The 14,139-nt window shown below is 42.1% G+C and carries 8 protein-coding genes and 1 riboswitch; of the genes, 2 read left to right on the top strand and 6 right to left on the bottom strand.

Translation table 11 applies throughout. From position 1 onward, the window contains the following. Nucleotides 1–81: 81 nt before the first annotated feature. The 4 genes from ACTNC6_RS08915 to ACTNC6_RS08900 all read right to left on the bottom strand — a co-directional run bounded on the left by ACTNC6_RS08915 (nucleotide 82) and on the right by ACTNC6_RS08900 (nucleotide 7,501). The gene (locus ACTNC6_RS08915) at nucleotides 82–1,173 is read right to left on the bottom strand and encodes a GntR family transcriptional regulator (protein ID WP_173743653.1); all 1,092 of its coding nucleotides are present in this window, start codon (nucleotides 1,171–1,173) and stop codon (nucleotides 82–84) included. 110 nt (nucleotides 1,174–1,283) lie between these two features. Beyond that, on the bottom strand, nucleotides 1,284–2,126 hold the full coding sequence (gene srtB / locus ACTNC6_RS08910) for a class B sortase (RefSeq protein ID WP_441043907.1): 843 nt from the start codon (nucleotides 2,124–2,126) through the stop codon (nucleotides 1,284–1,286). Continuing rightward, the gene (locus ACTNC6_RS08905) at nucleotides 2,123–6,793 is read right to left on the bottom strand and encodes an isopeptide-forming domain-containing fimbrial protein (protein ID WP_441043906.1); all 4,671 of its coding nucleotides are present in this window, start codon (nucleotides 6,791–6,793) and stop codon (nucleotides 2,123–2,125) included. Before ACTNC6_RS08905 ends, srtB begins: the two co-directional genes overlap by 4 nt. Before the next feature lie 261 nt (nucleotides 6,794–7,054). Next, a complete protein-coding gene (locus ACTNC6_RS08900; RefSeq protein WP_173743650.1) occupies nucleotides 7,055–7,501 on the bottom strand; it encodes a DUF1700 domain-containing protein in 447 nt (148 codons plus the stop codon). 390 nt (nucleotides 7,502–7,891) lie between these two features. Then, a riboswitch (ZMP/ZTP riboswitch) is annotated at nucleotides 7,892–7,977 on the top strand. 178 nt (nucleotides 7,978–8,155) lie between these two features. On the opposite strand from ACTNC6_RS08900, the gene ACTNC6_RS08895 reads away from it, so the two are divergent. Further along, nucleotides 8,156–9,841, top strand: coding sequence for a formate--tetrahydrofolate ligase (locus tag ACTNC6_RS08895; protein ID WP_441034156.1), 1,686 nt, complete (start codon nucleotides 8,156–8,158; stop codon nucleotides 9,839–9,841). Between the two features lie 98 nt (nucleotides 9,842–9,939). On the opposite strand, the gene ACTNC6_RS08890 is transcribed toward ACTNC6_RS08895, so the two are convergent. Continuing rightward, nucleotides 9,940–11,364 (bottom strand): aspartate ammonia-lyase, encoded by a 1,425-nt coding sequence (locus tag ACTNC6_RS08890; RefSeq protein ID WP_441043905.1) that lies wholly within the window; start codon nucleotides 11,362–11,364, stop codon nucleotides 9,940–9,942. A gap of 265 nt (nucleotides 11,365–11,629) precedes the next feature. Between ACTNC6_RS08890 and ACTNC6_RS08885 the strand changes: the two genes are divergently transcribed. Continuing rightward, nucleotides 11,630–12,565, top strand: coding sequence for a LysR family transcriptional regulator (locus tag ACTNC6_RS08885; RefSeq protein WP_441034160.1), 936 nt, complete (start codon nucleotides 11,630–11,632; stop codon nucleotides 12,563–12,565). 111 nt (nucleotides 12,566–12,676) lie between these two features. Here ACTNC6_RS08885 and xylB read toward each other — a convergent pair whose 3' ends face one another. Beyond that, nucleotides 12,677–14,134, bottom strand: coding sequence for a xylulokinase (xylB, locus tag ACTNC6_RS08880; RefSeq protein ID WP_441034162.1), 1,458 nt, complete (start codon nucleotides 14,132–14,134; stop codon nucleotides 12,677–12,679). Between the last annotated feature and the right edge of the window lie 5 nt (nucleotides 14,135–14,139).

Here is a 14,139-nt window from a genome sequence, read left to right as displayed (position 1 = left end):
TGGATTTTTTATATTTTCAGATCTTCTGCTGCTTTCCACAGCATCTTCAATCTGTGTGTTTACTGTTAATATCCGGCGTTTTTATTCAGCCTTTCTGCACGATCCCCGTATGATCAGTTCCGGGTGGATCAGTCTTTCAACCTTGCTCTCTGCTTCAGAAACTCCGTTGATCTTTTCCAGGATCAGTTCTGCAGCCATTTCTCCCAGTTTTTCCTGGGGATGGGCAATTGTTGTGATTCCGCCTCCACGCTGTGCATACAGAGAATTATCATAACCTGTGATCGAAACATCTTCCGGTATCCTGATTCCTAGTTTTTCCAGTTCTTCCATAACCTGAACAGCAATCTGGTCATTATAACAGACAATCCCATCCGGAAGCTGTCCGTTCTGTACCATCTCCTTTGCCATCAGTGCCGGTTTAATCTTTCTGTCTTCTGTGTGAAACCAGATAACATCATCCGGATCATAGGAAATCCCGGCCTCCTGCAGTGCTTTTACATAACCTTTATGACGTTTCAGTCCCTGCATATCATCAGCTTTAAAGAATCCCTTGATCTTCTTATGTCCCAGATCCAGCAGATATTTTGTTACCAGATATCCTCCCTGCGCGTCATCCATGAGAATATGAGGTTTGTCTCTCATTTCCGAATAGATTCCCTGAATAAACACATATGGAATATCAAACTTGTCCAGATTCTGATAAAGATTTCTGTGTTTACAGATCATTTCACTTTTACTTGGTTCAATGATCAGTCCGTCAATATCTTTCTTCAGAAGCTCTTCCAGACATCTGGCTTCTTTTTGCCTGCTGTTTGCCGTATTTTTCAGGATAATGCTGTAACCACTTTCTGAGAGGACATTGTCCATTCCCTGTATCAGTCTGGGAAAAATGTAATCAGAAATATATGTGGTAACTACCGCAATATTTTTTGATTTTTTGATGTGGCGCATATTTTCTGAGCAATAAGTACCTCTCCCGTGAAATGCCTCCACATATCCGTCCTGTTCCAGAATTCCCAGTGCTTTACGGACTGTATGCCTACTCAGGGAATATTTCTGAGAAAGTTCGTTTTCTGAAGGAAGCTTTTCTCCCGGCCGGATAACTCCTGATACAATATCATTTCTGAGCTGTTCCATAAGCGAGAAATATTTAGGCTTTCCATTATCTGTCATGTATTCTTCCCTCCTGTATTTAGGATACAACTTGTATGCACATACGAACAAGTTGTTTTTTATGCTTAAATTATACAAAATACAGGAGGATTTTTCATTAGTTTTTCCCATTATTTTATCTCTTGGCTACAAATACCATGAACTGCCATACGTACCTTCTCATCCAGCCTGGAATTACAAGTGATTAATGTCACCATCGGTTTATGGGCATCCGGCCAGATACCGGTTTCATACATAGAATTTCTCTTCAGGGCAGCCAGCTGCCTTTGATATGACGGACTGTCCAGGTCATATCCATATTCAAAGGCAGCTCCTCCCTCCCCTGCCTGTTCTACAGAAAAAATATCGTAAACCAACTTTTTCTCTGGTGTCACAATTTCAAACTGTGGACATTTTTCCAGAAATTCAGGCTGTTCATACTGGTTCAGATTAGCAAACATCATATGACCTTCCATGTTGTGACCATAGATAAAGCTGTGAGAATCTGTAAAAGCTGCATCATTGTGATGCCCAAGGAAAATACTCCCAAATAAATCCTCCTTTCTCTCAAAATCATGTTTCAGGTAAAATTCATCGTCCTCTCCCTGCACTACCGGATAGGAAATATCAGCTCCCGAAATCCTAATCCAGCCAACTGTCTGCGGATTGAGCTTTCTTAGCTTCTCCCAGGAAATCCCAAAGGATTCCCTGATTTCAGCCTTTATATTATTTTTCGCCTTTTCTGCGTCAGATTTTTTTCTGCTTTGTCCGGTGTTATTTTCTGTATCCGGATTTTTAACTGCTTTATCATTTTCTGCGTAACTTCCGGCATAGGCAAGCTGTTCCACATATTGATTCTTTTCCCTGGCAACTTTGTTCTGCTCATAGCTTTTTATATAAAAGCTCCCGCAGTACAAAAGCAATCCGGCAGCTACACAGATCATACTTCGAGCAAGATTTTTCAGAATTTTCATAAATGCTTTTCCCTTTTTCCGGTTTTGCTTCTTCTGAATACCAGAATTCCGGTTCCCAGCAAAAGAATTCCCAGAATACTCAAACCTGCCATCGTTTTAAAAGGTCTGGATTCTCCTGTCTTAGAGCTTCCCGCAGTATATCCACCCTGATATCCGCTGCTGTAAGAAGAATAACCTCCGGATCCATAACCTCCATTTCCGGAATTCCCGTTATTTCCACCGCCTATAACTCCTACCGGCGTATTTGTCGGAATCTGTGTCAGCTTTGGACAAGTTCCATTTGGACGTGGAGTTGGGGTTGCTTTTGGAATGATTGTAGGCGTTGGCACAGGCGTATTGGTAGGTTCTGGAGTTTTCGATGGTTTCGGAGTCGGAGTTGGCGTAGGACTTGGTTTTAGCACAGGTTTCACATAAACCTCATGATCAGCCTGTACTTCTGTAGAAAGATCTCCTCTGGCTGTGGCATGATTTACGATCGTCTGTTTATCTTTCGCTGCTGTTTCAAACACTGCCTCATAATAAATTTCCAATTTGTCTGAATCTCCTAATCCGGTTCCTGTATGGATCACAAAGCCTGCCTCTGAAATTTCTGTTTTTGCATCCTTCAAAACAGTTCCGTTTTTCTTTACCAGAACAGACTCTTTCTTTATCTTTGCTCCCTCTGTCTGAAAAGTATCCGTGATCACTATATTTTCATCCGTTACATCCTCACGGAGCTGACGTACCTTCAAGGTATAGTAGCCTGTTTCTCCTGACATATACTCTTTTTTATCTGAGGTCTTTGTAATCTCCAGGACCGGACTATGTACCTCTGTTTCTGCCTCTGTATTCACCGGAATATTTTCTCTACTATTTACCACTGCTGTATTATGGATTTTCTTTCCTGCCAGAGCCGGATCAATAATTGCGGTCTGATATTCTACAGCCATACATTTCTGTTCCCTGCACTCCAGCGGATTAGGCATTACCTGCTCTGAAATACCACCTCTGTCATTATCACAGATCAGATATCCCACATCTTTGATCAGGTTTCTGCCTGTATTGATCACAAAGGTATTGTCATCATTTGCCTGAATCTGCGCCTCAACCTTAGTTCCCTTTTCATCCAGAAGTACAATAGAATCCTTCTGAAGCCGAACTCCCGGAGTATCTGTCACATCCTGAACCACCAGCTCTCTGGCAACACAGCCTGTCTGCTCCTGAGTAAGATCAATACGCCAGGTAACAATATCTCCATATTTATAAAAAGTCTTATCTGCCGTCTTTACAGCCCTGAGAGCCGGAGAATTTACCCATATCTTAGAGGTGTCCTTCACTTCCGCTGCATTATCTGCATATGCCTTGGCTGTATTTACAATTTCCATACCATTTACAGTACTCTGGGCTGTACAACGGAAGTTGACAGTTACCGGCATCTGATAGGGCAGATCAGAAATAGTAACGATCCATCCTGTCCCCTGACGAATCACCTGGCAGCTGACTTGTTTTTCTACGGTTTCACCGTAATTCTCTGGATTCAACGCATTCCCCATATCATCCGTTCCGGCAACCGGATTCTGGATCACTGTAGGAACACCACTAACTGTAACTGCTCCTTCATCACCGTCCAGCGCAAGTCCTTCAGGAAGAGAAAGATCACTGATCACCAGATTTCTTGCAATAGACCCTTTTTGCTGATTGGTAACCGTTACCTGATAATTTACCTGCTCTCCTACCCGGAATTCATTTTCCACGCGGCCATCTTCTGCTGCCAGATATGGATTCTGAAAACCTTTATCAATAGACAGGATTGCTGTATTTACATATACTTCCGCATCATCAGTGGTCTTCGGTGCATTCTCTGCCTGCACATTAGCCAGGTTAATACTTTCCACTCCATTTGCATCCTCAGTGGCTGTGCAGAGAAAAGCAACCGTCACAGGTACTCCTGCAGGCAAGTCTGAAAGATTCAGTCTCCATCCATTTCCTTCCGGAAGAAACTCATATCCTACCGTTTTCTCACCGGTTTCATTATAAAATTCCGGATTCAGCTGTCCCGGAGTATCTTCTGTTCCGGCAACAGGCTGCGTAATATTCTGAGGAATTCCATTAACAGATACATTTTCCATAGAATCCAGAACCAGGCCTGCCGGCATCTCTGTATCCCAGACTGTCACATTTCTGGCAATCGTTCCCTGATTTTTATTCTCAACAACAACCTTATACTCAACCTGCTCTCCTGTCTTCCACTCATAATGATCGGCTGTCTTTTCAATCCAGAGACTTCCCGTATTTACATATACTTCTGCATCATCAGATTTTTCATTTGCATTGGAAGCTTTTACATTTGCCACATTTACACTTTCATGGCCATTGGCAGACTCTGTAGCTATACAGTGAAATACAAGCGTGACCGGCTGACTGTAAGGCAGATAAGAGCAATAAAAAGCAAAGCCGCTTTCATCTGCTTCCATATGTGATTCTACCGTCCGGCTTTCATAAGCCTGCCCTGTTTTTTTATCAGGAACCGGGTAATTTACCTGAGACTGTACATTCAGCACTTCCACACTCTGGGTTCCCCCTGACAGCACAAGCCCCTGAGGAAGTCCGATATCTGTCACACTGACATCCTTTGCAATTGTTCCGGGCACAGAATTATTCACTACAATTCTATAAGTAACTCCATCCCCTACCTGCCATTCATATTTATCTGCTGTTTTGTCAATCTCCAGCTGAGGGCTGTTAGGCCATACTTCGGCCATATCTTTTCGGTCTTTCTGTTCCCCTGTCTCCGGGTCTACAAGATTATCCGCTGTAGCAGTTACTATATTTTCCCATTCCTGACCATTGGAAGCTTCCGCTGCCTGGCATTTAAAGCTGACTGTTATGGTTTCTCCATACTTCAAAGTAGGGCAGGTTACTTTCCATCCATTTTCCCCCTGCCTGGTAAGAGTGCAGGGATCTGCTCCCGGACTGGTCTGTGCTGCATACTGTCCCTCTGTCAGGCAAAGGCAGGAGGGAATCTCATCTGTCACACTTACTCCTACAGCCTGGACATCCGGCTTTGTCTGCGTAACCGTCACAGAATAATCTATCATATCCCCTACCTTCCACTCATAAGCGGAAACGTTTTTCTTTACCTCAAGCTCAGGCGGAATGATCCCCTTCACCCATACGATTTCTGTTTTCTTCGTATCTCCGCCTCCATTAACTCTCTCATAACTCATGGAAGCCTGATTGGGAACCAGAAGGGTGTATCCATCCTCTGCCAGATATTTAGAAATATCAAATTGTCCTTCTGGCTTCCTGTGTACTTTCAGAATAAAAGTATATGTCTGATTATCTGTAAAAGCTTCTTCTTTAAGGCTGTCCGCCTTTGCACTGCAGATTACAGTCTGTCCTTCCACAGCCACATCAAACTGTTCTGTCACATCCTGTCCCAGACTATTTATTACCGAAACCTTAGAGGCATCATCCATTGTCAGACAGTTTTCCAGTGCATCACTAATCACAAATGATTTTAATCTGTTAGGAGTAGTCTCCGCCTGGATCATATACTGAAATTCTTTTTCTGTTTTCATGACAAATGGCTGTTCCTTTGGTGCAGCCGTTGCCTGATCCCATGTGCAGCCCACTTCGCCTACTCTTTTTTCCGGTGCTTTTTTCATTTCTATACCACTGAAGCAATAGGAAGTAAAATCAAAATATGCAAAGCCCTTAACCACCTTCTGTCCTTCAAAAGTTTCACAGTAGCTTTTTCCGGACTCATCTGCATATGCTTTTCTGGCATTACTTGCCCACTTCTCCTGAGAGCCGGCCTTTGCAATACTTTTTTCCCTGCTTGCATCCCACATATCCAGTTTTTCCTGATGAGAAAACACCAGATTAAAATTATCTGTCTGGAAAAACATATTCAGCCAGCCATTCTCATCCTCCGGCTCAATAGCCACATTCTGAGATCCTACATAGGTGCCGTTTACTTTCAAAAACTCATTATTTTTTAATACATATGCATGATCCAGTCCATTGTCTGAGGGTATAGATACTCCCTGCGCCGCATCAATATCACGGATCGTACCATGTCCACTGATCGTCAGAGCCTCATCTGTCCCATGCTTCAGAAACTGAAAATTAATTTTTGCAGAACCCAGTGAATAGATAAAAACCCCAATATTGTTTTTAGCAAAGCCTACCATTGGATAGGTTTCATTATTCTCCCAGCCAAAGGTAAGTCCACCATTATTTTCTTTTTTGGAGACAGGGGTTCTCAGGTCATAGCGTCTCTCGGCATTTTCTACCCCCACCAGGGTCAGACGCACATCCACAATATTTCCCCCTGCATCTCTGCCCACATTGTTATAGCGCATTCCTGCACTTCCGGATTTGTAATCCTCTGTTATCCTCACACTTTCTGTATCTCTTGTACTTCTTCCGTGATCTGAAAATGCAGCACTGTCCAGATTATCGCAGCCAAAAGACTCATAGGTAGTTACCCCTGGCTGAAACTTCATATTGAAACGGTAACCATAGTCAATAAGCTGATCAGAGTCCCAGACCTCGATGGACTTTACCGCTCCGGCCGCACTGAAAATCATTCCAGGTAAAAAGCCCAGTACAGACTGCAGCATAAACAGTAAGGCTAAGCCTAAAGCCTCCAGACGTTTTTTTAGTTTCACAGTTCCTTTCATGTTGTCTCCTTTCCATTTGGCATACAGAAAAAAGGATTCCTGTGCAAAAATCCTGTTTTCTGCCTTTATAAAAATAATAAAATTGAGATTTACCTGCTGCCTGGCAGGATTAGGGAATAACACACTTCAGATAAGACTAAGGCGAAAATATGAAACGATATGAAAAATATAAATAACTGAATAAAAAGAGTACTGAAAAGAATATTAGATAAAGCTATAAGACAGATCAAAAGAAAGCTCCCAAAGGGAGTTCTCTTTTGATCAGTGACTTCTCTTGGTAAACCAGGAAATAACAGATAAAATGATAATCAGAATAATAAAAAACGGAAGAACGGCACCAATTATTATAAGTAATAAAATAATCGCTACAGCAGCTGCCACAATCACAACAAGCTTACCTGACCAGGTTGAAAGGTCCAGAACTTTTTTCCACCGCTTCTCCGGCTGGGGCGGCGGTTCTAATCCAGATCCACAGGAGGAATAGGCTCCATATTCCTCATCTACAGTATCTCCCTCTGTATCAATAAGAGTTTTTGCTATCAGTCTGGGATCTCCCAACTGATCAAGCACTTCCTGCTCTGTACGACCACCGCGTACCTGGGACTGTATATAATCTTCATAGTATCGTACATGTGCTGCAGCCTTGCCCTCCTGCATGTGACCGGCAAGCTGGCTTCTCAGGATTTCCAAAAATTCTTGTCTGTTCATCTTTTACACTCCACTTTGCCAAAATATAAATCCCCATACACTGCTTATGATAATTGAAGCAGGAGATTTCTGTGCACTTATTATTCTTATTCTACCATATTTACCACAGGTAGCAACTAATATAATCATAAACTTTTTATGAAATTCCTATAAACTGCAAGGTTTAACCTTTCCTTTACATAATCTTCATTCTACTATAAATCCATGTCTATTTTTTAACAATCCCATTTCTTTGAAAAAGCAAATTCTTCCCAACAATCATAGATACTCTGGTTTTTCATTATTAATTTTACACAACTTTCGTCCAGTTTACTTGATTTTTTTGACATTTCAGCAAAAATTTTCTTGACATTTTTTTCTCAAAATGATATACTATTGCCATCAATTGAAGGAACCTTCGAGTACTGACGGAAAGAGTGGAATGCAAACCACGGGGAGTCGGAGGTTTGTAGAAGCCGACCGTCTGGGCAGTATTTGAAAATTTCAGATACTGGCCTTTTTTTATCGGATGAAACAATACTTTTGTTCATCTGACGGGCTGATCGATCATTCCTTCAATGAATAAATTGTTACTGATCGCAGAGTGCACAGTAACAAATGAACAGTAATATAAGTTTTTCATGTTTATGCGGAGACGAAAGGAGAAAAACACTTATGGGATTCAAATCAGACATCGAAATTGCACAGGAATGCGAAATGCTTCCAATCACTCAGATTGCAGAAAAAGCAGGTATTGATGATAAATATCTGGAGCAGTACGGAAAATATAAAGCAAAAATTGATTACAATCTTTTAAAAGAAAGCGACAAAAAGGACGGCAAATTAATCCTTGTTACAGCTATCAACCCAACTCCTGCAGGAGAAGGTAAAACTACTACTACTGTAGGTCTTGCAGATGGTATGCAGAAACTTGGAAAGAACGTTATGGTAGCTCTTCGTGAGCCATCCTTAGGACCGGTATTCGGTGTAAAAGGTGGTGCAGCAGGCGGCGGATATGCACAGGTTGTTCCTATGGAAGACATCAACCTTCACTTCACAGGTGACTTCCATGCGATCGGTGCAGCTAACAACTTACTGGCAGCTATGATCGATAACCATATCTTCCAGGGCAACGCATTAAACATTGACCCTCGTAAGATCACATGGAGAAGATGTGTAGATATGAACGACCGTCAGCTTCGTAATGTAGTAGACGGCCTTGGCGGAAAGACAAACGGTATGCCTCGTGAAGACGGATACGACATCACAGTTGCATCTGAAATCATGGCAGTTCTCTGTCTTGCAAGCGACATCAAAGACCTGAAAGAAAGATTATCCAAGATCATCATCGGATATACATACGGCAAAGTTTCCGAGCAGAAACCTGTAACAGCTGGTGACCTTCACGCTGAAGGCGCTATGACAGCTCTGTTAAAAGATGCTCTGAAACCAAACCTTGTACAGACTCTGGAACACGTTCCTGCAATCGTACACGGCGGACCATTCGCAAACATTGCTCACGGATGTAACTCCGTAACAGCTACAAAGATGGCTATGAAGCTTGCTGATTATGCAATCACAGAAGCTGGTTTCGGCGCTGACCTGGGTGCTGAGAAATTCCTCGACATCAAATGCCGTATGGCTGGCTTAAAGCCAAGCGCAGTTGTAATCGTAGCTACAGTACGTGCTCTGAAATACAACGGTGGTGTTGCTAAAGCTGACCTTAACAATGAAAACCTGGAAGCTCTTGAAAAAGGTATCCCGAACCTGTTAAAACACGTTTCCAATATCAAGAACGTATACAAACTTCCATGTGTTGTTGCTATCAATGCATTCCCGACAGATACAAAGGCAGAGCTTGACTTTGTAGAAGCTAAATGTAAAGAACTGGGCGTTAACGTTGCTCTTTCTGAAGTATGGGCAAAAGGCGGCGAAGGCGGAATCAAACTTGCGGAAGAAGTTATCCGTCTTGTTGAAGAACCAAACGACTTCTCCTATGCATACGAACTGGAAGGTTCTATTGAAGACAAGCTGAACCAGATCGTTCAGAAAGTATATGGCGGTAAGAAAGCAGTTCTGACAGCAAATGCTCAGAAACAGGCGAAACAGTTAGAAGCTCTTGGATTCGGCAACTGCCCAATCTGTGTAGCTAAGACACAGTACAGCTTAACAGATGACCAGACTAAACTGGGTGCTCCTACAGACTTCGAAGTTACAGTACGTAACCTGAAGATCTCCGCAGGTGCAGGATTCATCGTAGCTCTTACAGGTGAGATCATGACAATGCCAGGTCTTCCTAAAGTTCCGGCTGCTGAGAGAATCGACGTAGACGAGACAGGTAAGATCACAGGTCTGTTCTAATCTCGCAGAACTTAACTCCAAAATAAAAAATCATATTTAAATATGATTTATGTCCAGACGATTTTACAGGCGGGAAAAATTTCCCGCCTGTTTTTTTCTTATTTTTTTATAAGATAATCTTTTCCGGAAATACCAGGTTCCGTCATATGGATTGGATCCAGAATACGATTAAGTTCATCCTCATCCATAAGCTTTTCTTGCAGAATCAGGCTTCTTACAGATTCACCTGTCTTAATTGCCTTTTTTGCAATATCCGCAGCCTTCTGATACCCAAGATGAGGACTGATCGCAGTAATAATACCTACACTGTTTTCTACCAGATAACGGCATCTTTCTTCATTTGCTGTAATTCCTACAATACAATTATCTACCAGTGTCTGGACTGCATAGCCAAGAGTATCGATAGACTGGAACATGCAATAGAAAATAATCGGCTCAAATGCATTTAATTCCAGCTGACCAGCCTCCGCAGCCATGGTAATGGTAACATCATTACCAATAATATTAAAAGCAACCTGATTCACTACTTCAGGAATAACCGGATTAACTTTGCCTGGCATAATAGAGGAGCCATTCTGTTTTGCCGGAAGATTAATCTCTCCAAAACCAGTACGTGGACCAGAGGACATCAGGCGGAGATCATTTGACATTTTGGAAAGAGTTACCGCACATGCTTTCACAGCACCTGAAACAGCTACAAATGGATCCAGATTCTGAGTGGAATCAATCAGATCAAAGGCCTGTATAAAGTCCATTCCCGATATTTCAGTAAGATTTGGAACAATTCTTCTCAGATAACCCTCATCAGCATTAATTCCTGTTCCAATAGCAGTACCTCCCATATTAAGAGTCCGCATTTCATCCATTGCTTTATCCATTCTGTGGATATCACGCATGATCGCTACCGAATATGCCTTAAATTCCTGTCCCAGACGAATCGGCACTGCATCCTGCATCTGTGTACGTCCCATTTTGATTACGTGATCAAACTCTACCGCTTTTTCGTTAAGAGCATCGTAGAGACGAAGAAGCTGTTTCTTCAGATTCTGCAGCAGACGAAGAGAAGTCATTTTACCGGCAGTAGGAATCACGTCATTGGTAGACTGTCCACAATTCACATCATCGTTAGGGTTTATAATTGTATAATCACCCTTTTTCCCTCCCAGAATCTCAATGGCGCGGTTTGCAATTACTTCATTGGCATTCATATTTAAAGATGTGCCAGCACCTCCCTGAATAGGGTCCACAATAAATTCATTGTGGAATTTTCCTGAAATAATTTCATCACATGCCTGGACAATGGCCTGGGCTTTTTTCTTCTCAAGAAGACCTACCTCACAATTGGTTATGGCTGATGCTTTTTTTATGTATGCAAGACTGTTAATGATCTCCGGATGCATATTTAATCCCGTAATGTGGAAGTTTTCAGCCGCACGTAAGGATTGAACTCCATAATATACGTCTTCTGGAATATCCTTTACACCAATAGAATCTCTTTCTACACGATAATCTGTTTTTTTCATAGTTATTCTCCCGTTACTGTTCACACATCACTATTCCGCGAGGTGTTTTGGCATGAATATGCCAAAATCCCGAGACATACAAGCCAAAATTCCATTGCCGCAGGCAATCTGGAATGAATTTTGGCTACGTTACTGTGAACGGAGTGAACAGTAACATTCTCCCTCCCATGTATTTGCCCTTATTATATATCTCTGCTATAATATAATCAAATACATATATTTTTATAAAATATATAGTGTTTAGATTATATATTGGAGGGATCATATGTTTCAGGGAATGGAATATATTTATGAAGTATACAAGGAAAAAAGCTTTTCCAAAGCTGCTGCTGCCCTTTTCATTTCGCAGCCTTCTTTAAGTGCCAATGTAAAACGTGTAGAAAACCGTATTGGCTATCCTATTTTTGATCGAAGCACCAAACCTTTGCAGTTAACTGAAGTTGGAAAACATTATATAGAGGCTATCGAAAAAGTCATGGATATTGAAAATAATCTTGAAAATTTCCTGTTAGATCTTGGAAATCTCAAAACAGGAACTCTCAATGTAGGTGGCAGTAACTTCTTTTCTTCGTGGATTCTGCCGCCCCTTATTGCTGATTTTTCCCAAAAATTTCCCCATGTTCAAATTTCTCTTGTAGAAGAAAGTACAGCAAAGCTATCCCAGTTTCTCCAAGCCGGAAAGTTAGATTTGATGATTGATAACTGCATCCTGGATAACCAGATTTTTGAACATTATACCTACCAGAAAGAACAACTTCTTCTAGCGGTTCCCAAAAATTATTCAGTAAATAGCAGACTGCAGGAATATCAGATTCCTATTGAGGAAATCCGAAACGGTCAGTTCCGCTCTTCTGATGTTCCTTCTGTTCCTTTAAACAAATTTAAAAACGAACCCTTTATTGTTCTTCGTTCAGATAACGATACCGGTAAGCGTGCACTGACCATTTGTCAGGAAAATCACTTTTCACCTTCTGTAGTATTTCGCCTGGATCAACAGATGACTGCCTATAATATTGCATGTTTGGGAATGGGTATCACTTTCATCGGAGATCTTCTGCTCTCCAGAGTTCCAACAAATTCAGAACTGGTTTTTTATAAGCTGCCCGGCCAGAGCAGTAAACGTACTGTATTTTTTTACTGGAAGAAAGGCCGCTATATCAGCAGAGCCATGGAAGAATTCCTGAAGCTGCCTTTTTCCTGATATGTCATAAGTCAAATACACGGTGGTGATTGGTCATCGTCAGATGCACATCAAAACAGGGTTGTTGTACTAAATGAGTACAACAACCCCAGTTATTAAGCGGATATTCCATTAGAACAGTGGCTTCATAGCCGGATACAGAGTTCTGAACTTCTGATATCTCTCTTCATATTTTGCAACCAGTTCAGGATCCGGTTCTACTGTATCAACAACTTTGGCAAATTTCTTTCCGATGGTTTCTACATCCGGATAAGCGCCGCAGCCCACTGCTGCCAGCATAGCTCCACCCATGGACGGTCCTTCTTCGTTCTCCAGGACATCAACCTTCAGGTTCATAACGTTTGCAATGATCTTCTTCCACAGCGGACTCTTAGCTCCGCCACCACAGATCTTGGTTCTCTCAATCTTGATTCCAAGGCTTCTTGCAACCTCCAGGGAATCACGAAGACCAAAGGCAACACCTTCCAGAACAGCCTGTGTCATGTCTGCTCTTGTGCTGTCCATGGACATTCCAAAGAATACACCTCTTGCATCAGGATTATTATGAGGTGAACGTTCTCCCATCAGATATGGAAGGAAGAATACATGATTCTCTCCCAGCTTCTGAATTGGAGCCTGCTCTGCTGCGAAATCCTTTGTCTGAAGAATCTCCTCTGCCCACCATTTGTTACAGGAAGCTGCGCTGAGCATGCATCCCATAAGATGATAGCTTCCATCTGCATGGCAGAAAGAATGAAGTGCGTTATTTTCGTCCACACCAAAGTTTTTACTGGAAATAAACACAGTTCCGGATGTTCCAAGAGAAATATTACACTGACCGTCACCAACTGTACCTGTTCCTACAGCAGCTGCCGCATTATCACCTGCACCTGCAACAACTTTCACATCTTCTGAGAATCCAAGTTCTTTCGCAATCTCAGGTTTCAGAGTTCCCACTACTTCCCAGCTCTCATACAGTTTCGGAAGCTGCTCTTCTGTGATTCCACAGATCTCCAGCATTTCTTTTGACCAGCAGCGGTTCTTTACATCAAGAAGAAGCATACCGGAAGCATCAGAAACATCTGTACAGAAAGAACCGGACAGACGATATGCCAGATAATCCTTAGGAAGCATGATCTTTACTACCTTCTTAAAGTTCTCAGGCTCATTTTTCTGCATCCAGAGGATCTTCGGTGCTGTGAAGCCTGCGAAAGCAATATTTGCTGTATACTGGGAAAGTTTGTCTTTTCCGATCACTGTATTCAGATATTCTGTCTCTTCACCTGTACGTCCGTCATTCCAGAGGATTGCAGGACGGATCACATTGCCATCCTTGTCAAGAGTTACCAGACCATGCATCTGTCCGCCGAAACCGATTCCTGCTACCTGAGCTCTGTCAATATCCTTTGTCAGTTCTTTCATGCCTTCCATGCTCTGTGCAAACCAGTCCTCCGGCTTCTGCTCAGACCAGCCCGGATGTGGGAAGAATAAAGGATATTCTCTGGATACGATGTTACAGATTTTTCCTGATTCTTCCATAAGAAGAAGTTTTACAGCGGAAGTACCAAGGTCAATACCAATATAATACATAAGTG

Origin of the sequence: Blautia sp. HCP3S3_C4, assembly GCF_052064095.1 — a bacterium.
Classification (GTDB): domain Bacteria; phylum Bacillota; class Clostridia; order Lachnospirales; family Lachnospiraceae; genus Blautia_A.
The sequence above is the reverse complement of the archived record's forward strand: the minus strand, read 5'-3'. Positions and strand labels throughout refer to the sequence as shown.

Excerpts from the sequence above, each read along its gene's own strand:
- xylB (WP_441034162.1), bottom strand. The coding sequence starts at position 14,134 with ATGTATTATATTGGTATTGACCTTGGTACTTCCGCTGTAAAACTTCTT.
- ACTNC6_RS08905 (WP_441043906.1), bottom strand. The coding sequence starts at position 6,793 with ATGAAAGGAACTGTGAAACTAAAAAAACGTCTGGAGGCTTTAGGCTTA.
- ACTNC6_RS08895 (WP_441034156.1), top strand. The coding sequence starts at position 8,156 with ATGGGATTCAAATCAGACATCGAAATTGCACAGGAATGCGAAATGCTT.
- ACTNC6_RS08890 (WP_441043905.1), bottom strand. The coding sequence starts at position 11,364 with ATGAAAAAAACAGATTATCGTGTAGAAAGAGATTCTATTGGTGTAAAG.
- srtB (WP_441043907.1), bottom strand. The coding sequence starts at position 2,126 with ATGAAAATTCTGAAAAATCTTGCTCGAAGTATGATCTGTGTAGCTGCC.
- ACTNC6_RS08915 (WP_173743653.1), bottom strand. The coding sequence starts at position 1,173 with ATGACAGATAATGGAAAGCCTAAATATTTCTCGCTTATGGAACAGCTC.
- ACTNC6_RS08885 (WP_441034160.1), top strand. The coding sequence starts at position 11,630 with ATGTTTCAGGGAATGGAATATATTTATGAAGTATACAAGGAAAAAAGC.
- ACTNC6_RS08900 (WP_173743650.1), bottom strand. The coding sequence starts at position 7,501 with ATGAACAGACAAGAATTTTTGGAAATCCTGAGAAGCCAGCTTGCCGGT.